Annotated in this window: 12 protein-coding genes and 2 pseudogenes; 12 read left to right on the top strand and 2 right to left on the bottom strand. The window is 45.6% G+C overall.

The genetic code is table 11. The annotated features are described in order from the left end of the window. Positions 1–16: 16 nt before the first annotated feature. The 9 genes and pseudogenes from QUB04_RS32595 to nrdJ form a co-directional block, all read left to right on the top strand. A pseudogene (locus tag QUB04_RS32595) lies at positions 17–997 on the top strand (leucine-rich repeat domain-containing protein); the annotation flags it as partial. 609 nt (positions 998–1,606) lie between these two features. Beyond that, positions 1,607–2,113, top strand: a pseudogene (locus QUB04_RS32590) (DUF6745 domain-containing protein); the annotation flags it as partial. 572 nt (positions 2,114–2,685) lie between these two features. Next, a complete protein-coding gene (locus tag QUB04_RS20910; protein ID WP_333287270.1) occupies positions 2,686–3,639 on the top strand; it encodes an ABC transporter ATP-binding protein in 954 nt (317 codons plus the stop codon). 201 nt (positions 3,640–3,840) lie between these two features. Beyond that, entirely contained in the window at positions 3,841–5,520 is a 1,680-nt protein-coding gene (locus QUB04_RS20905; RefSeq protein WP_333287268.1) for a hypothetical protein, read from the top strand. Between the two features lie 33 nt (positions 5,521–5,553). Beyond that, complete coding sequence (locus QUB04_RS20900) at positions 5,554–7,218, top strand: hypothetical protein (protein ID WP_333287266.1); 1,665 nt, start codon at positions 5,554–5,556, stop codon at positions 7,216–7,218. 569 nt (positions 7,219–7,787) lie between these two features. Then, positions 7,788–9,950, top strand: coding sequence for a DUF4394 domain-containing protein (locus tag QUB04_RS20895; protein ID WP_333287264.1), 2,163 nt, complete (start codon positions 7,788–7,790; stop codon positions 9,948–9,950). 1 nt (position 9,951) lies between these two features. Continuing rightward, entirely contained in the window at positions 9,952–10,440 is a 489-nt protein-coding gene (locus QUB04_RS32585; RefSeq protein WP_445301081.1) for a hypothetical protein, read from the top strand. A 30-nt stretch (positions 10,441–10,470) separates the two neighbouring features. After that, positions 10,471–11,163, top strand: a complete 693-nt coding sequence (locus QUB04_RS20885) for a hypothetical protein (RefSeq protein ID WP_333287262.1) — start codon at positions 10,471–10,473, stop codon at positions 11,161–11,163. 405 nt (positions 11,164–11,568) lie between these two features. After that, entirely contained in the window at positions 11,569–14,862 is a 3,294-nt protein-coding gene (gene nrdJ, locus QUB04_RS20880; RefSeq protein WP_333287260.1) for a ribonucleoside-triphosphate reductase, adenosylcobalamin-dependent, read from the top strand. Positions 14,863–15,068: 206 nt separating this feature from the next. Here the strand turns inward: nrdJ and QUB04_RS20875 are convergent, their stop codons facing one another. Next, positions 15,069–15,257: a hypothetical protein gene (locus QUB04_RS20875; RefSeq protein WP_333287258.1), complete on the bottom strand. Its 189-nt coding sequence runs from the start codon at positions 15,255–15,257 to the stop codon at positions 15,069–15,071. A 689-nt stretch (positions 15,258–15,946) separates the two neighbouring features. On the opposite strand from QUB04_RS20875, the gene QUB04_RS20870 reads away from it, so the two are divergent. Together QUB04_RS20870 and QUB04_RS20865 are read left to right on the top strand one after the other, a co-directional pair. Beyond that, a complete protein-coding gene (locus QUB04_RS20870) occupies positions 15,947–16,147 on the top strand; it encodes a helix-turn-helix transcriptional regulator (protein WP_333287255.1) in 201 nt (66 codons plus the stop codon). 248 nt (positions 16,148–16,395) lie between these two features. Further along, positions 16,396–17,763: an IS4 family transposase gene (locus tag QUB04_RS20865; protein WP_333287253.1), complete on the top strand. Its 1,368-nt coding sequence runs from the start codon at positions 16,396–16,398 to the stop codon at positions 17,761–17,763. Positions 17,764–18,094: 331 nt separating this feature from the next. Here QUB04_RS20865 and QUB04_RS20860 read toward each other — a convergent pair whose 3' ends face one another. Next, the gene (locus tag QUB04_RS20860; RefSeq protein WP_333287251.1) at positions 18,095–19,381 is read right to left on the bottom strand and encodes a Glu/Leu/Phe/Val dehydrogenase; all 1,287 of its coding nucleotides are present in this window, start codon (positions 19,379–19,381) and stop codon (positions 18,095–18,097) included. A 426-nt stretch (positions 19,382–19,807) separates the two neighbouring features. Between QUB04_RS20860 and QUB04_RS20855 the strand changes: the two genes are divergently transcribed. Further along, positions 19,808–20,419 carry a DUF4126 domain-containing protein gene (locus QUB04_RS20855; RefSeq protein ID WP_333287249.1) on the top strand — a complete coding sequence of 204 codons (612 nt, stop codon included), beginning with the start codon at positions 19,808–19,810 and terminating at the stop codon, positions 20,417–20,419. Positions 20,420–20,721 lie beyond the last annotated feature (302 nt).

Below are 20,721 nucleotides of genomic sequence, written 5' to 3'. Positions count from 1 at the left end.
CGGCTCGCTCACCAATCTGACAACACTGTCTCTCGACTGCTATGAAATTACCGACTTCAGATTCCTCGGCTCGCTCACCAATCTGACCAAACTGTCTCTCAGGGGCAATCAAAATACCGACTTCAGCTTCCTCGGCTCGCTCACCAATCTGACAACACTGTCTCTCGACTGCTATGAAATTACCGACTTCAGATTCCTCGGCTCGCTCAACAATCTGACCACACTGTCTCTCAGGGGCAAGCAAATTACCGACTTCCGCTCCCTCGGCTCGCTCACCAATCTGACCACACTGTATCTCAGCAGTAATGGAATTACCGACCTCAGCTTCCTCGGCTCGCTCACCAATCTGACAACACTCGATCTCAGCAACAATGAAATTACCGACATCAGATTCCTCGGCTCGCTCACCAATCTGACCACACTGTATCTCAGCAGTAATGGAATTACCGACATCAGCTTCCTCGGCTCGCTCACCAATCTGACAACACTCGATCTCAGCAACAATGAAATTACCGACATCAGCTTCCTCGGCTCGCTCACCAATCTGACAACACTCGATCTCAGCAGTAATGGAATTACCGACATCAGCTTCCTCGGCTCGCTCACCAATCTGACAACACTGCATCTCGGCGACAATCAAATTACCGACATCAGCTTTCTCGGCTCGCTCACCAATCTGAGCACACTGAATCTCAACGACAATAAAATTAGCGACATCAGTATCCTCGGCTCGCTCACCAATCTGACAACACTGTATCTCGGTGGCAATAAAATTAGCGACATCAGCATCCTCGGCTCGCTCACCAATCTGACAACACTGCATCTCTGGGGCAATGAAATTAGCGATATCAGCATCCTCGGCTCGCTCACCAATCTGACAACACTGGATCTCGACAACAATAAAATTACCGACATCAGCTCCCTGGGCTCGCTCACCAATCTGACCACACTGTATCTCGAATACAATAACAATAAAATTACCGACATCAGTGCCTTGCGATCGCTCACCAATCTGACAACACTGAATCTCGACTACAATCAAATTACCGCTATGTGCGTGTTAGGCGAACTGGCACAGAAACGTCTTACCCTCTCCACTAGACCAATTGATGCTCAAAAAGCCACAGAACCAGTCAAAGTTGCCTATGCAGCTATTGGCTTAGAAGAACCCTCCGTTATTGTTTGCAGCAGTCCCCGCGACGCTTTTCTCCAAATCTTCAACTTGTTCAAACAGGATCATTCACAAAACTGCTCAAACGAAGGGCGTAGGAATAGATTGGGGAAAAAGCTAGACTGGAAATGGATGTCCCCATCGATTGTGGGAGAATTTGCAAGTCCGGCCGTGTGGAAGTATGAGCTCGATCGAATGACGATCGAGTCCGAAGCAGACAGCACACTGAGTTCGCTAATGTACGAATTGGTTGAGGAATATGATCCCTCGGAACGAAGGATGGGGAATGTTTTTCCCGCTCATTTGTTAGACCTCAAATACCCTGAAACCCCCACGACTTTGTGTAAATCAATCTATTTGACTCAATGGTATATTTCTTCATTAGGCGTCAATATTTCCCAAAAGGCACAAGAAATACATCACTGCCAAAACCTGCTTTTCGAGCATTGCGGTTTTATATTTCCCTTTGAAAAAATTTGCTTTGTGTGCGATCGCCCCCGCCACCTGCGCTTTGACAGTCAAAACCGCTTGCACGCGGAAGCAGAACCTGCGATCGAGTTTGCGGATGGATGGAATTTTTACTATTATCACGGTGTCAGATTGCCTGAAAAATACGGCAAAGTCCACCCAAATCAATGGCAATCCGAATGGCTTTTAAGAGAAGACAATGCCGAACTTCGGCGAGTGTTAATTCAAGGAATTGGTTACGCTCGCCTTTGTGAAGAATTGTTAGCGACAAAAATAGATATTTGGCAGGAATATGCACTATTACAAATATATAATCATGCCGAAGCAGAGCCGATTATTTTGTTAAAAATGACTTGTCCGAGTACGGGATTCATTCACGCTTTGAGAGTGCCGCCTAACCTGACATCAGCTCTCGATGCAATTCGCTGGGTAAATTGGGAGATTGATCCAGAGGAATTTTCCGTGCAGACTTGATATAGCAGAAGGAAGAAGGAAGAGGGAAGAAGGAAGAAGGAAGAGTTAATATTAGCAAGGATTTCAGCGATCGAGAATGTCCTTGTTTTAATTTCAGAAACGAGATGACAATTCCTGGAAGAACGAGCTAGGCTAGCTGTAGGCATCTATTTCAATCGGGACTTACGCACTGGCGATCGGAAACGGTTTTTTTTTGGGAATACTTAGTTATAGCACCCAAAAGCGACAAAAACCCGGTTTCTTTGGTGTTGATGCGGAATATCCTTTCCGGTAGATTAGCGATTTGTCGTCGAGTGGGGGCAGGTTTATGAGATTGTCGGTTTTCGGCAATTATTGTCGGTGAACCTGCCCCTACAAGACATGGCGTTTGTAATAACGGATCGGATCTATCTGAGATATTGCAGCATTCTCCATTAGCTGTAGGGGCGGGTTCGCCAGTAGGCTTAAACGTTTGCAGACAGGTTAAATAAACCCGCCCTCCCCCACGAATTATCCCCTCAAATCAATCGGACTCGATATAACTCCTATTATTCCCAGAAATGCACCGATAAAATTTCATTCACCCTCCAAACATGGCAAAACAACTAGCAATAGAAACTCGCGGGCTGACGAAACAATTCGATCGCCATATAGCCGTCAATGATATCGATTTGCAAGTAGCAGCAGGCGAAGTATGCGGACTGATCGGCCCCAACGGTGCCGGCAAAACTACTTTGCTGCGAATGCTGGCGGCGGCTGAGGAACCGACTATAGGGGAAATTTACATCAACGGGGATAGGTTATTGCGCGATCGATCGCACCCGATTCTCAAACAGCGCATCGGCTTTCTTCCCGATGACTTTCCCCTCTACGACGACTTGACTGTTTGGGATTATTTAGACTATTTTGCCCGACTCTACAACCTCCAGCAACCGCGCCGCCGATCGCGAATCAACTCCGTGTTAGAACTCGTGCAACTAACCAACAAGCGCAACAGCTTAATTTCCACCCTGTCGCGGGGGATGAAACAGCGCCTGAGTTTGGGGAGAACTATCATCCACGAACCGCTGTTGCTGTTGTTAGACGAACCCGTTTCTGGCTTAGATCCGATCGCCCGAATGCAGTTCCGCGAAATTATCAAAGTTTTGCAAGAAGCCGGCATGACCGTAGTCATATCATCTCACGTCCTCAGCGACTTAGCGGAACTTTGTAGCTGGGTAGGCATCATGGAACTCGGATATCTGGTCGAAAGCGCACCTTTACAAGAACTTTACAAACGCCTCAGCCGCCAGCAAATTTTTATGTCGGTTTTAGGAAATAAATTAGAAGCCCTAACATCGGCATTAAAAAACTTTCCTTGGGTGGAAAATTGGGCAATAATCCCGGAAACTCAACAGGTGTGCGTTGATTTTTCAGGAAGCCCGGAAGATGCCGCAAATTTATTACGCGAACTCGTCGCGGCCAACATTCCCCTAACCGAATTCCACTGCACTCAAGAAGACTTAGAAACCATCTTCCTCAAGATGGGACACCAGCAAGCATCCTAATTTGCTCATTCCCACAATCACATTTATTCTTTGTGGAACGGGCATCTTGCCCGTTCTTCTTGAGAATAATTCAACAGTGAGTTATAACTGAGTTATATTCTTTACGGTTGGATCGGAATTATTTAACCGCAGAGAGCACAGAGGACACAGAGGAAGATAAGAGAGAGAATTACAAATCAAATCACCAATAACTAATCAACCATGACACTCAAGTTATTAGATAAAATAGGCAACTGGAATCCCCAGTTATTTCGAGAAATCAAAGGCCGCTTGAATACTGGCAATATGGCGCTAGCCTCTGCCCTTTCCCTAAGCGCTCAACTGCTGCTGTTCATGTATTTCAGCGCCCAGATACCCCTTCCCCCTCCTAATGGGGAGTACACTTACCCCATCTATCACAGATTTTGCATTTTCCAAAATGCCAATTCCTATGAGAAACAGTGCGTCAGAGGTGCCTTGGGCAACTTTGCCATTGACTGGTCGCAGTGGTGGTTAGAGATATTCATTTGGCTGAGCATATTGAGCGTGTTAGCTTTATTAGTAGCAGGGACTTATATGCTGGTCAGCGACTTAGACAAGGAGGAACGCCGCGGGACACTCAACTTTATTCGCCTCAGTCCCCAGTCTGCCAAAACAATTTTTCTGGGCAAAATTCTTGGCGTACCAATTTTACTTTATTTAGCAACAATTCTGACAGTACCCCTGCATCTGTACGCTGGATTAGCTGCTCAAATACCCCTGAATGAAATTTTATGTTTCTACATAGCGGTTGCAGCTAGCTGTGCTTTATTTTACAGTGCTGCGATGCTATTTGGATTGACAACCAGTTGGTTGGGAGGATTTCAACCTTGGTTGGCTAGCGCTACGGTTTTTGTTGTGTTTAAGATGTCTCTGATCCAGTTATCGCGAACTGCTTGGGATTTGCTAACATTTTTGTCTCCCATTCCTATCCTGAGATATCTGATTTTTGGAGTTGGTGTTAATAACAATCATGCTTTCCATTGGTTAGCTGCAGACTTAGACAAGTTGCAATGGTTTTACTCGCCAGTGGGTACAAATATTGCGAGTGTTCTTGCTTTGTCTCTCTTGGTTTGTGGTACAGGAACCTACTGGATGTGGCAGGGATGGCAGCGCCGCTTTCCCAATCCCAGTGCTACAGTTTTGAGCAAGCGGCAAAGTTATTTGCTAGTTATCTGCTGTCAGACAATATTTTTAGGGTTTGCACTCCAATCAAACTCCATAGGAAGCAGCACTAATCTCCTCGCCTTAGTGATCTTAAATTTGGTGATGTTCTTAGCTTTAATTGCAGCTTTAACATCTGACAGACAATCATTGTACGATTGGGCGAGGTATCGGAAACAAATCGTTCCCAGCAATCAGAAGCTGTGGCGACGCTACCCACTACTCGATTTAATTTGGAGCGATAAAAGTCCGGCTGTAGTTGCGATCGCAATTAATCTCCTCAGTTCAGTCATAATTTTAATACCTTTGACACTGTTTCAAGAAAGTGCAACAGAAGATTTTGGGGGCGTTATTTGCTTCCTGAATCTCATCCTAATTTACGCAGCCATCACCCAACTATTCCTATTTACAAAAACCAAAAATCATGAAATTTGGGCCGCAGGCACTGTCGGTAGCGCTCTATTGTTGCCACCTCTGATTTTATCTATGCTCTTGCTAACCCCAGAAAAAGCTCCTATTCTCTGGTTGTCTTCAACATTTTTTGGCCTTTGGTTTTCGCCGTGGAGAGTCGCGTCAGGAAATACCTTTTTGCTATCCATACTCAGTCAGTGGACTGTCTTGGTGTTGTTGAACTTCAAATTGCGATCGCAACTCAAACTCGCAGGGGAATCTGCTTCTAAAGCACTACTGAAAGCTTGAATCTGTTAATCAATAACTAATCACGAATAACCAATGACACTCCACTTACTAGACAAAATAGGCAACTGGAATCCCCAGTTATTTCGAGAAATCAAAGGCCGCTTGAATACTGGCAATATGGCGATCGCCTCTGCCCTTTCCCTAAGCGCTCAACTGCTGCTGTTCATGTATTTCAGCGCCCAGATACCCGTTCCCCCTGCTAATGGCGAGTACACTTATCCCATCTATCACAGATTTTGCTTAGAGACTGCCGATTCCTCTACGAGAAAGTGTGTCCGAGATGCCTTGGGCAACTTTGCCATTGACTGGTCGCAGTGGTGGTTAGAGATATTCATTTGGCTGAGCATATTGAGCGTGTTAGCTTTATTAGTAGCAGGGACTTATATGCTGGTCAGCGACTTAGACAAGGAGGAACGCCGCGGGACACTCAACTTTATTCGCCTCAGTCCCCAGTCTGCCAAAACAATTTTTCTGGGCAAAATTCTTGGCGTACCAATTTTACTTTATTTAGCAATAATTCTGGCCGTACCCCTGCACCTGTACGCTGGATTAGCTGCTCAAATACCTCTGAATGAAATTTTATGTTTCTACACAGCGGTTGCAGCTAGCTGTGCTTTGTTTTACAGCAGTGCGATGCTATTTGGATTGACAACCAGTTGGTTGGGAGGATTTCAACCTTGGTTGGCTAGCGCTACGGCTTTTGTTGTGTTTGGGATTTCTTGGCTCCCGCTCACGCGAGCTGCTTGGGATGTGTTACATTTTTTGTCTCCCCTTGCTATGCTGAGATATCAGCTTTTTCGACTTGATAAAACTGATTTCGATTCCTTAGTTGAAAACTTAGACAAGTTGCAATGGTTTTACTCGCCAGTGGGTACAAATATTGCGAGTGGCATTGCTTTGTCTCTCTTGGTTTGTGGTACAGGAACCTACTGGATGTGGCAGGGATGGCAGCGCCGCTTTCCCAATCCCAGTGCTACAGTGTTGAGCAAGCGGCAAAGTTATTTGCTAGTTATCTGCTGTCAGGTAATATTTTTAGGGTTTGCACTCCAATCAGACCCCCCAAACGACGGTAATCTCATCTGTTTACTTATCTTGAATTTGGTGATGTTCTTAGCTTTAATTGCAGCTTTAACATCTGACAGACAATCATTGTACGATTGGGCAAGGTATCGGAAACAAATCGTTCCCAGCAATCAGAAGCTGTGGCGACGCTACCCACTACTCGATTTAATTTGGAGCGATAAAAGTCCGGCTGTAGTTGCGATCGCGCTCAATTTCCTCAGCTCAGTAATAATTTTAACACCTTGGGCGCTGTTGGAAAAATTTGATGCAAACGGATTTTGGGGTTTAATTCTCTGCCTGAATCTGATCCTAATTTACGCAGCGATCGCCCAAATATTCCTATTTACAAAAATCCGAAATCCCGAAAATCGGGCCGCCGGCACAGTCGGTGCCGCTATCTTGTTGCCGCCTCTGATTTTATCTCTGCTTTCCCTCACCCCAGAAAAAGCTGCTATTTTCTGGCTGTCTTCAACATTTGGCATTTGGTTTTCGCCGTCTTTCGCAGCCGTGTCAGGAAATACTTTTTTGCTATCCATACTCAGTCAGTGGACTGTCTTGGTGTTGTTGAACTTCAAATTGCGATCGCAACTGAAACTCGCAGGGGAATCAGCTTCTAAAGCACTGCTGAAAGCTTGAAAAAGCTGGGGAAGGGATCAAACGTGAAACTCCGATTCAGGCAGGGATTTAAACCCCTGCCTGAAAGCTTAATACCTCTTCAGACGACTGTTCAACTTATTAGGTCAATTCCGCAGTTATTATCCACTTTATATTGAGCGATGGTGGTCGCCGCTACACACACAAAGCCCACCTTCGGAGGCTTTAAGATTAAAGTTGAAAAAAAATTCTGACCGTACAGATCCAAAATTATAGAGTCAGCGTATATTACTAATGAACGCAGTACAAAATTTCATAGGTTCGCACCGCTAAAAAATTCAGCTTGCCTGTTTGCAGTTGAGCTGCGATCGCCCTTGGCTACACACCTAACTATAAAATACGGCTAAGGGATCTGTATTTAGGAGTGGGTTTATTTGAATCGGGGGGCGGCTTTATATATCATTTTAGCGCGTGTAATACTTTTATGGCAACCCACCCCTACAGCCGAAAATAAGAAAAACTATCCTAAAAGTGCGAATTTGTGATATTTTGACTGAGAATACCACCGCCGTTAGGCAACAGAAGTATCAAATTTAGAGGGTGATTAGAGCATGGCAGAAATTAGAGACACCGCCCAAGCAAACTTGCTAGCAGGAACTCCAGAAGATGACCTGATATTTGGTTTGATGGGCAATGACACCATTGCCGGAAACTCTGGTAATGACAGCATTTATGGAGGAAAGCAAAGCGATTTAATAGAGGGCAATTTAGGTCAAGATTCGCTCTTTGGAGATTTAGAGAACGACACTGTTAACGGCGGAGAAGGTAACGATTTTTTAGTGGGCGGGAAAGGCAGCGATTCCATATCGGGCAACTCCGGCAATGATGTTTTGTCCGGGGATCGAGATACTGATGTCCTGATAGGCGGAGACGGGGCAGACCTATTTGTTTTGAGGCGCTACGCTGAGGCTGACCCGAACCGTACCAGCGGCGGTGTTAGTTTGGCAAGTGCCGACGCGATCGCCGATTTTGTACCAGGTACAGATTTAATCGGTTTGGGGGAAGGTATCAGTTTTAGCGACTTGAATATTCTGGAAGCTGGAAACGATACTGTTATTCAAGACCGAGTGACTGGAGAATTTCTCGCTACTCTCAGAGGGGTGAGGCAAAGTTCGATTAACCAGGCAACTTTCACTAATAATATTGGCAGCGTTGTTCCCAGCCCCCCGCCTCCAGCGCGGACAACGGCTTATGCTTTAACTCCTGCTAATCGGATTGTCGGTTTTAGTCTTTCCAATCCCGGAAGTGTCATCACAGATTTGCCCGTGACTGGATTGCAAGCGGGAGAAAGTTTGCTGGGAATTGATTATCGGCCGGCTAACGGTGTGCTATACGGTGTGGGTTCTAGCAATCGCTTGTATACTGTCAATCCGATGACTGGGGAAGCAAGTCCAGTCGGTAACGGGCAGTTTGCTGTTCCCCTAACTCCGGGGGCTGCGGGTTTTGATTTCAATCCGACAGTCGATCGAATTCGGTTTGTCAATGAAGCCGATCAAAACGCCCGCCTCAACCCGGATAACGGGGCAGTTGTCGATGCTGACACGCTGGCGGGGGGAATTCAACTCGACGGGAATTTGGCTTACCGGGCGGGCGATCGCAATTTTGGGTCAAATCCGGCGGCTGCTGGGGCTGCGTATGTGAACAACTTTGCCGGGGGAACTTCGACAACCCTGTTTGTAATTGACAGCGATTTGGATGTTTTGGTGCGACAAGATCCGCCGAATAATGGAGGGTTGAATACGATCGGATCTTTGGGAGTTGATGCTACTAGCGTTCTCGGCTTTGATATCAGGAGTATTGGCGGCCGCGAGGTGGCAGTGGCGGCGCTGGAAGTCGGTGGCATTTCCGGCTTGTACAATATCAATTTAAGTAGCGGTCAAGCTTCCTTTGTCGGTCAAATTGCCGACGGGAGACAGATTAACGGTTTGGCTTTGCCTTTGCCTACAGCTTACGCTTTAACTGTTAGAAATGGCGCTGAAACAATTGTCGGTTTTAACGAGGCGGCACCGCGGGCGATTCTCAGTGACGTGGCAGTTACAGGGTTGCAGCCGGGAGAAAGTTTGCTGGGAATTGATTTTCGCCCCGCTAACGGTGTGCTATACGGTGTGGGTTCTAGCAATCGCTTGTACGCGATTAATCCAGTTACTGGGCAAGCAAGTGCCGTCGGTAGCGGGCAGTTTGCTGTTCCCCTAACTCCGGGGGCTGCGGGTTTTGATTTCAATCCGACGGTCGATCGAATTCGCTTTGTCAATCAAGCCGGTCAAAACGCCCGCCTCAACCCGGATACGGGGGCAATTGTGGATTTTGACACGCTGACGGGGGGAGTTCAACTCGACGGGAATTTGGCTTATGCTGCGGGCGATCGCAATTTTGGCAATCCCGGCGCGGCGGCGGCTGCGGCGTATGTGAATAACTTTGCAGGGGCAAATTCGACGACACTATTTGCAATTGACACCAATTTAGATGTTTTGGTGCGCCAAGATCCTCCCAATAATGGGGTGTTGAATACGATCGGATCTTTGGGAATTGATGCTGGTACCGTTCTCGGCTTTGATATCAGGAGTGTTGGCGGTAACGAGACGGCTTTGGCTGCGATCGAGGTTGGCGGAGTTTCCAGCCTATACAATATCAATTTGACGACTGGTCAAGCTTCGATTGTCGGTCAAATTGGCGACGGGCGAGGGATTAAAGGCTTAGCGCTAACTTTGATTTAGATTGTCGAGTCCGAGCGACGATCGAGTCCGGTTGAGCAGTTATAATTATTTCCCAGTGCAATTGCAGTGCGAGCTAGAAGTTCGCACTGCAATTCCCAATTCCCAATTCCCAATTCCCCATTCCCAATTCCCAATTCCCGATTCCCGATTCCCGATTCCCGATTCCCAATTTGAGTTAATCTATTATTTTGAAGAAAAAGATAAAATGTTATCCCAAGTTTTTTACTTGCTGCGTTCTCGTGCTGACGGCAAATATATCAGCGCTTGTCCCAATCCAGATTCGGCGGTGAGTTACCTGCTGATGTTCCGCGAAGACTATGACGCTTTGAGTTATCTCAATGCCCACGCTGCTGATGTTGCCGATCGATTCGGAGTAGAATCGATTTCCGGTTCATCTGTGAAAACGCTGCTCGAACGTTGGGGATTTAACGGTGTGGGGGTTGTTCAAGACCCGCTGTTACCGAATATTGAGTTTTTAACAACTCATTAAAGTTATTTTCCTTAAAATTGAACTCGAATCATGAATCTAAAAAAAAGGTTGCCACACTCTCCCCTTGCGATCGTCGCTTATTGCCTAATTATTGCGATCGGCATCATGTTTTGGGGCGGGCCGAATTCTGTAGCTGGAGCAGTTGCAGAATTGAGAATTGGCGAAGGGTCTAGCTCTGAGTTATCCCTTCTTGAAGGTCATCGAATGACGATCTTGTCCGGACATTCTTTTTCATGCGATTGGAAAGATGCCTCCCATAACATCCATCGATGTAGAACGAACCTGAAAGGTCGATCGCTTGAGATTGAATTTAAGGATGGATGGGTGGAAGTAGTACAGCAGTGTAATATTAGATACAGCGGACAATCGTTTCAATGCGGCGCTTTTTATGACATGCGCCACAAACCCGGTCAAGCCGATCTCTGGATAGAAAATTCTCTGGGCTTAACAGACTTCGATCGAATTTGGCTTTTTTTAACCAATCCATTAGCCAATCTCTTCGGAAATATTACCGAACTTGATTGGGAAATTATAGAACCTATTTTGAGTTGGGTAGTAGCCATTCTAATTGCAGTGGCACTCGGTTTGCACTTTATGCAAACACCCAGGGTTGGGTCGAGATTTGCAGGTTTCATTCTAATCGTGCCGATATCAATATTAATCAGACCGATCGTTTGGTGGTTTACAGGATTAGTCTTGATACTAACCGGACACGTTGATTGATAAAGTAATAATAAGTAATAGACATCTCCCATAATTATTGTGGAACAGGCCGTCCAGCCTGTTCTTCACAGCCTTTTTGGAAGATGTCTAATAAGTGATAAGTGATAAGTGATTAACTCTCGAATTATAATTTCCATTTTCAAGCGCGAAAGCAAAGAGAGGAGTCATGCGATAAAGCCGTTTCCCGAATTCTCGGATGAGATTCAAAATAGCGTTATCGATCGCCTCGCCTTAAACGGAACTTACACCGTGTAATGGCTGTAGCGATCGCCCGATCGACCTTCCCGAGTCCGAAGCCCCATATTTAGTGCAAATTGTCAAATTTATCAAGCTTTCACCCTAAATCTGAATCCTGTTGTATATTCATAGTCTGTTGATATATTCCGACACGTCAGTACACAACCTATGGTTCGAGAATTAGAGCGATCGAGTGCTAGCGAGAAACGCAACCTGTCCGATTTCCCCGAAACAGCACCCGCAGCCAATCCAGTATTTTTCAGGACTTACAGCCGCCGTACCGAGACAGGAAGGGAGACTTGGGAGGAAGTGTGCGATCGAACAGTCAAGGGGCTGCAAAAGCTGGGAAACCTCACCCCCGAAGAAACACAACTGCTGCACCAGATGCAAAACCAGCTCAAAACCCTCGCTTCAGGCCGCTGGCTGTGGGTAGGTGGCAGCAAATGGATCGAGCAACCAGAGAATTTTTCCGGCGCATATAATTGCTCCTCAACAAATATTCTCGACTGGCGTTCCTTTGGTTTGTTAATGGATTTGGCAATGATGGGCTGCGGCACCGGCGCAGTCTTGGAACCCAAATATATCAACCAACTGCCGCCGATTCGCAACCGTTTAACCCTAACCATGCAAGGCGAAATCGGCTCTACACCCGCCCTGTCGCGCCGTCAAGAAACAGAAGTAAAAATAGCAGAAAAAACCGCAACTATTTATGTCGGAGATTCTCGCCAAGGTTGGGTAAACTCCTATCAAACTTTGCTGGAATTATCCACCGATGAAAGATTTGCAGGAGAAGTTGAAGTATTCATCGATTTGAGCGATGTTCGCCCGGTGGGAGAACCTTTAAAAGGTTTTGGGGGAGTAGCAAATCCGGTGAAATTGCCCGACCTTTATCAGCGCTGCGCCGCAATTTTGAATAAAGCTTTAGGGCGGCAGTTAAATTCAGTTGAATGCTGCGTGTTGATAGATGAAGCGGCGGTCACGATCGTCGCAGGAAATATTAGAAGATCGGCCGGAATGCGTCAGTTTTCTTTTGATGACGAACTGGGGGCAAATGCTAAAAATAATTTGTGGCAACAAGATGAAAGCGGCAACTGGAGAATAGATCCAGAACGCGATGCCCTTCGGATGGCCAACCATACACGAGTTTTCCATACCAAACCTACACTAGAAGAATGTATTGATGCTGTCCGCAAACAGTATTACAGCGGCGAAGGTGCGATTCAATGGGCCGGCGAAGCTGTAGCTCGCTCTAACGTTGATTTACTTTCAACACCGAGTCTTAGAAGTGAGTTTTTGAAAGCTTACGATCAAGGAAAAGCTAAAGAGTGGTTGCAGGAACGCCATCCTAATATGACTGCTGGCGAGTTAGAGCATCGGTTAGTCCGTGTGGGCTTAAACCCGTGTGGTGAAATCATCGGCTCTAATTTTCATTGTGTCAGTGGCGACACTCTGCTAATTACTAGAGACGGACTGCATAAAATAAAGGACGTTCTTGGAACTGAAATCGAGATTTGGAATGGTAAAAGATGGAGCTGCGTCACACCATTTAAGACAGCGAGTGATACTTGTGGCGGGCGACGCAAACTTTATCGTGTAAAGTTTGGTGATGGTACTTATCTGGATGCCACAGAATATCATCGCTTTTTTGTCAAGGATCGCTTTGGTAAAGTTTACAGAGAAGTTCAAACCAAAGACTTGATGGATACAAGCCGCTATAGCATTCATACTGAACCTTTTACAATTCAGTATGAAGATGGCTTGAATATCGATTCAAGTTATGCTTACACTTTGGGGGTCGCTGTAGGAGATGGAACTACAGACAAAAATGACAATGCGAAAGTTCGACTTTACGAACAGAAAATGGCATTATCAGTAGCAGGAAATAAGTCTCCTGAAAGAAGCTATGACTATTTACCTGCTTTTACCGATGTAACTAACTTGAGCTTTTCTGGAGAGTTGCTGAAAAGTTTGAAAGTTAACCCAGAAGCACTAAATGTAATTGCGAGCTGGAATCGGCAAGCAATTTTACATTTTATTGCTGGATTAGCCGATACTGACGGCTCGAATACCCACAGTAATGGTATCAGAATTTATATTTCTGACCGCGATCGCGCTTTTAGAGTTCAGTTACTTTTGACCAAATGTGGTATTCGTTCGTCGCTAAATCTTTGCGCTCATCAAGGGTCAATTACTAATTACGGTGTCCGAAGTCGAGATTTGTACTACTTGCAAATTACTGAATGTGGTGAAATTCCTTGTCAGCGGTTAGATGTGAGCAAAGGGACGAATGCTAAACACAAAGGTAAATGGCAAGTGGTCAGAAGTGTCGAAGAATTACCAGGATTGCACGATACTTACTGCTTCAACGAACCAGAGTTTCATAAGGGAGTTTTCGGCAATACCCTAGCTGGAAACTGTAATTTGGCGGAGGTTCACCTCAATCAAATTGACCCTTACAACTTCAAAGAACAGGAGGAAGCTTTCAGGGCTGCGGCTCTATCTGTCGCGGTACTTCTCAATCACAAATTTCTTGAACCCCGCTATCAATACAGCCGCGAACTAGACCCGATTGTCGGCGTATCTTTCACGGGATTGTTCGATTTCTTCGTTCATGCTTTTGGCGTTGAGTGGCTGCGCTGGTGGGTGGAAGGCCGCCCGCAAACTCCGCAAGGAATCGCTTTTAAACAGCGGGAAGAAGAGTATTTGAGTGGTTGGCGCGAGATTGTGAATCGGGTAGTATGGGATTATTGCGATCGCCATTCCTTAAAACGCCCAAATCGCTGCACAACGGTTCAACCATCGGGTACTAAATCTCTGCTGACAGGTGCTTCCCCCGGCTGGCATCCGCCGAAAGCCCAGCGTTTCATTCGCCGAATCACTTTCGGCAAAAACGACCCCGTAGCCCTCGCTTGCATCGACTACGGATACAACGTGATTCCGTCTCAATCTGACAAAGATGAAAACGGCAATTTGCTGAACAATCCCTTCGATGAACGCTGTACAGAATGGCTGGTAGAAATACCTGTTGCAGTAAGTTGGGCTGACTTGCCCGGTGCCGATGAAATTGACATTAACAAGTTCTCAGCGGCGGCACAAATGGACTTTTATATGCAAGTGCAAAAGTTCTATGTCAGACATAACACTTCGGCCACGATTGAACTGCGCGAAAATGAAGTGGAAAGTTTGGGCACTCGGATTTATGAAGCGATTCGCGATGATGAAGGCTACATTTCCGCAGCGCTTTTAGCTCGGTTTGATGCTCTTGAAACTTTCCCGCGTCTGCCCTTTGAACCGGTAAGCAAGGAAACTTACACCAAGATGGTGGAAGAGACTTTAGCGCGCCGCCAAATAGATGTTTTTCATGCGGCACTAAGTCGTTATGACTTAGGTGAAATGATGGATTCGGGGCCGGCGGGCTGCGATTCCGATAAGTGTTTGATGCCGGAGACTAAAGCTATGTAATAGCCTTGAAGGAAATCCCCCGTTTGGGGGATTTTTTTATGTTTTTAAGTGCTGGTTCAGCAAAAATCCTAGGGGTGGGTTCACCAACCATAATTGCCTAAAATCAATAATCTCGTAAACCCGCCCCCACCCAACGACTAATTGTCACTAGGAAAGAAAGAACAATCTGACTCCCTCCCGGTGTCCGGGAAGGGGTTCTTTGAGAATTACCGATCGAATCTTCTGTCGCAAGTGTCAGCTTGCTGGGACTCTAGCAGGTCGGAGTTAAATATCACCGCGAATTTCCCGCCAGGAACCAAGCGACGGAGAATCTCTAGATGACCGTCCGCATCCGATCGAGTGCGGAACTGACCAACTGTCAACCGCTGCATTTTGGGCAGCAAACGAACCAGCACCCAAGGATAAAGTCGTTCTTTTTGACACTCCCGGGCTATCAGGCGTGGGGATTCTTGGTTCTGGCGACATACCTTAAAACTATCTATCCTTGCGGCAGTTCTTAAACTAAATATCCGTTCAAATGAACCAAATATCGAGCTTAATTTAGTTAGTCCCAGAGGGTTTTATCTCCCCAAGCGTTCGAGAATTACTTCTCACGTTCCCGTATGCCCTACGGTACGTTTTTAACTTCCAAGATTTTACTTTTCTGGTTTTGGCTTACGTTAGTTAACCTAGCTGTGTTTTTCGTGGTGTTCGCCACCCACTAACCATTATTGTTTTTCGACCAGTCGTTTGAGCTTTGTGTCTCATATGTATCGACGGTTATTCTACCTGTGGTATAGTATCATTATACAACTATTTAAAATAGAATGCAATGAAATTTTAAAAATAGATATTGACGCAACTGAACGATTAAAACAAAAGTCGGCAATCAATTAAAGCCGTCCTATTAAGAAGGGGCTTTTACCCACATTTCTGGTAAGGCATAATAAACTTGTCTCCATACGTATGGGAGCCAGAGCCAGTGCTGATAGGTTGGTAGCCGCGACGCAATGGCTTTCTGACAAATGTAATGTTCTCCTCTCATACTATGGACAAATTGTGGTTAAGTCAACTTAACCAGAGGAATTCTGAAATTGGATAGTTAATGAGTAGTGTGGGGGAAAAACTCAAACAGCGGCGCCAATCGCTTTCTTTGACGCAGCAGCAAGTTGCTGATGAATTGGGCGTGAGTGTAACCACTGTGAAAAATTGGGAAGCGGGTAGACATATTCCAAAACTCTATCTCGAACAGACGAAAGCATTGTGCGACCTCCTGAAGCTGTCCTTAGACGATTTGGTAGATTAACCAAGCAAACTAGGCAATAGCAAAAGTAACTGCGATCGCACCTATTTCATCTTTAATCAAAAAGTGCGATCGTCTCTTCTCTTCCCCTCTTAAAAAAGAATGCCAGTATTGTGCAGCGGCGATTGATTGAGAAAAGTGCAAGATCCTGACTTAGGCATCAATGGCACTGAAAAAGTGAGCCAAAAAAAATCTGTAAGGCAAGATATACATAGATAATTGCCTTACAAACCAAAATATCTCTCTCCATTATGCCAAATCGTGCGTGCATTCTCAAACAACAATTTTTGCAGAGCGTTGCCTCACCTTGGGAAAAGCTGCTGCCAGATTCCTTAGTAGGTGAGCTTCTAGCGAATGAGAAGATCAGGTACTACCAAAGCATATACACACCCATAGTCACCCTGTGGGCGATGATATCCCAGGTACTCGATGCCGACAAAAGTTTGAGTCAAGCCGTGAAGCGGATGAGTACGTGGCTGAGTGCGGCCGGAGTCAAGTCTCCTTCTTCAGACACAGGGGCATACAGTAAAGCTCGTAAGCGACTACCCGAAAGACTTGTCCAACAGTTAGTACCCATAGTGGCAGAGGCACTAGAAAAGCAAGTTCCCATAGAACAACAATGGTGTGGACGACGGGTGCGGGTATTAGACGGCACAACTGTGTTGATGAGTGATACTGCTGCCAATCAAGCTGAGTATCCGCAACACAGCAATCAAAAAACTGGGTGTGGATTTCCCATCGCTAAAATAGTGGTACTCTTTTCATTACTAACTGGGGCTGTGGTATCCGCTGGCATAGCTTCTTTGGCGACGAGTGAGATTGTGATGAGCCGTTTGATTTATGCAAATTTAGTCTCCGACGATGTGATATTGGCAGATCAAGCTTATGGTAATTATGTCGATTTAGTTTTAGTGAAACAGCAAGGAGCAGATGCTGTTTTCCGTAAAAATCATCTCCGTAAAAGTGACTTTAGACGGGGAAAAAAGTTGGGAATTGGCGATCACAAAGTCGTCTGGAATAAGCCCCAACAGTGTCCCAACCACATGACTTCTGAGGAATTCGAGGCCTTGCCGTCTAGTTTCATCGTTCGGGAAGTATGCTTACGAATTAAGCGCCGCGGCTTCAGAGCTGAGCGTATCATTATAGTGACAACATTAGTGGATGCCAAACGCTACACTGTTGAAAAATTGACTTCTTTATATGGGTTTCGTTGGTCGGCAGCAGAAGTCAATTTACGCTATCTCAAAACAACGTTAAAAATGGAGATGTTAACAGCTAAAACTCCGGTGATGGTGAGAAAAGAAATTTGGACACACTTATTAGCTTACACTTTATTGCGTACTATTATGTGGCAGGCTGTATCTTCGTCAAAAAATACAGTTTTTGAACTCTCATTCCAATCAACTAGGCAGCAGTTTAATCTGTTATTGACGCTGTTGGCAACTACAGGAAAACGCCAACAGCGACAATGGCGTCAATTACTTTTGGAACAGGTGGCAACTAATTTACTCACGATTCGACCTGAGCGTTCTGAACCTAGAGTTTTGAAACGCAGGCCGAAACCATATCCTCGAATGCAGGAACCTCGTTCTGTCTTGAAAGCTAAACTGCGGGTGTGATTAAGCCTTTTTCAGTGCCATTGGACTTAGGCATGACCTCCCGATACGGTGTGGGCCACTCCTGCGGTGGTTGCCCCTACATCATAACTGCGGGTCTTGTACAATTAGGTAGTTCCTAAAAATTAACACATTTCTCTCTATTTAAAATCTCTATTTAAAAACATCTTTCGTCTTTTAAAGCAGCAAAGTTGCGGTCAAATAAACTGCGGCGTGCAAACCTAAAATTCCCCAATGATTCAAAGCCAAGTTTTGCCATGTTGGTTCGTAGACTGCACTTTTTTCAAAGAGCTGCGGTAAGATTGTACGATCGCACAATCTTACCGCACTTTTCTCAACCGTTCACATAATAATCCCGCGTTCCCTTCGCATTCATCGCTTCTCCGAGTCGATTTAACCCGTACACGTAAGCCGCAGTTCTCATGGAAACTGACAATTCCTGAGATTTTTTCCAAATTGCCTCAGTCTCCTCGACCATTTTATGCTTCAACCGCTGATTGACTTCCTCCAGCGTCCAATAAAGCCCGCTGCGATTTTGCACCCACTCAAAATAACTAACCGTTACGCCTCCCGCATTGACTAAAATATCAGGGATTACTTGAATTCCCCTCGCTTCTAAAATCAAATCAGCAGCCGAATCAATCGGCCCGTTAGCTACTTCAAAAATAAACTTAGCCTTAACATCATTAACATTGGCTTCCGTTATTTGATTCTCCAAAGCTGCTGGAACCAGCACGTCTACATCTAATGCTAAAAGCTGTTCATTTGTCAAGATTTCGTGTTCTATAATATTGCAAACTGAACCTTCGCAGTAAAGAGCTTTGATACCTTTGTTAGAGTCTTTAAAACCTCTAATACTGGGGATATCGAGCCCTTGTTTAGCATAAATTCCCCCCTGGGAATCGCTGACCGCAACAACTTTGTAACCTGCTTCCCAGAGCAGTTCTGCTATTTCTGCACCGGCATTACCAAAACCTTGTACTGCTACAGTCGTATCTTGAGGATTTAGCTCAAATTTGGGTAGAATAGTTTGTACTACAAAAAACGCACCCATTGCTGTGGCCGTATCTCTGCCCAAACTGCCGCCGATTGTCACTGGTTTACCAGTCACAACCGCTGGAGAAAGCTGCCGCTTAATAATATTGTATTGATCCATCATCCAACCCATAATCATGGGGTTGGTGTAAACATCCGGCGCGGGAATATCGACATCGGGGCCGATGAAATCTGCGATCGCATCGACATAGCCCCGGCTCAACCGTTCCAATTCCAGTTTGGACAATTCCTTGGGATTGAGAGTAATTCCGCCCTTGGCTCCTCCAAAGGGCAAGTTCAAAACTGCACATTTAAAAGTCATCCAAAATGCTAAGGATTGCACTTCATCAAGGGAGACTCCCGGATGATAGCGCACTCCTCCTTTAGACGGGCCTCTGGTATTGTCGTAGCGCACCCGATAACCTTGGAAAATTCGCAGGGAACCGTCGTCCATCCGCACGGGTATCGATACAATTAAACTGGATTTGGGGTGTTTCAGCCGTTCGATCGTATCCTCGGAAAGGGACACATATTTTAAGGCTCGTTCTAATCGGCGGCTGGCATCGGCAAATAATGATTCAGACATAATAAGACTAAGGAAGAGGTTCGAGGGAATAAGGAAAGCACGACACGGATTTTGACACGGATACACGGATTAATTATTTAGTGTCCGTCAGATTTTGAAGTCAGAGGGAAGAAGGAAGAATAGCTGACATCTTAATTTTAAGTATCTCGGCTGAGCTACTGGTTTTCCTATACATTTTAATTTAATCACAATCCAGGTTGAATTCTGTCAACTGTCAACGGTCAACTGTTCACAAACTGCCTTGTGTCGATCGACTTTTCGAGCAGTGCCAAGCAGCGATTAAGCAGATACACTTAGAATAGAGGGTGATATTTAAGCTCAAGCCGCAATTTGAGTTCGATCGCTCAAATCACTGCCAGCCATCAGGGGAATTAAATTCTGAAATAGATCGAGGCTTTAGCTGACGTTAGAAACTGAATTATTATTATGGTTGGACTCCTAGCCGCCCTATCTGCGTCTGCGGCAGGGGGTATGAGAATTGCCCTGCCCCTGCTGTTAATTGGTTTGTTGCGGATTGACAAACTTTGGTCGGAAATACCTCTATTGTCGGGGGTTCCCCCCCAAGTGGCTATCACCATCTTGGTGAGTTGGTCGCTGTTAGAGTTATTTGCTTCTAAAACCTTTGTGGGACAGCGGGTACTGCAAATTGTGCAAATTATTTTCAGCCCCATTGTAGGAGCAATTATGGGAATTACGATCGCTCAGGTAAGTTCGATCGAGGAAATTATTGCTCACCCTTGGATGCTTTGGATAATTGGTATTGTCGGAGGTTTGTTGGCTTTAGTGCTGCAACTGGTACAAGCAGGATGGTTTTACCGGCTGCAGGGTTTGCCGATTTGGGTGATTTTCCTCCAAGATGTTCTGTGCATTTCCTTGGTTTTGTTTGCCTTTGACGCCCCGCGGCAGGGAGGATTAGTGGCTATGATCCTGCTGTGGCTGGCAATTCGCAGTTCTAAAGAGTGGTATCGATGGTACCGAAGTCAGGGAATACCGGGCGATCGGCGAAATCCCCGCCGCAGCAAGCGCGATCCTGATTAGTTAGTGATTAGTTATTGGTGATTAGTTATTGGTGATTAGTCATATCGCTTACGGTTGTTTCGGAATGATTTAACCGCAGAGGGCGCAGAGGGCGCAGAGGAAGAGAAGAGAGAGATGAATAATTCCGATACCAACGGATTTTATATCATTAGTCATTTTTAACAACAGTGAACAGTCAACAGTCAACTGTCAACAGTCAACTGTCAATTTAAACTGATATCTTGTACCATTCTCGCTTAACAGGCAAGATGCCTGTTCCACAATAAAATTCACTCTTTGTGGAACAGGCATCTTGCCTGTTC

The sequence above is a fragment of the Microcoleus sp. D2_18a_B4 genome, from assembly GCF_036702475.1.
In the GTDB taxonomy this organism is placed as follows: Bacteria; Cyanobacteriota; Cyanobacteriia; order Cyanobacteriales; family Microcoleaceae; genus Microcoleus.
This window is presented reverse-complemented; position numbering and strand designations above follow the sequence as displayed.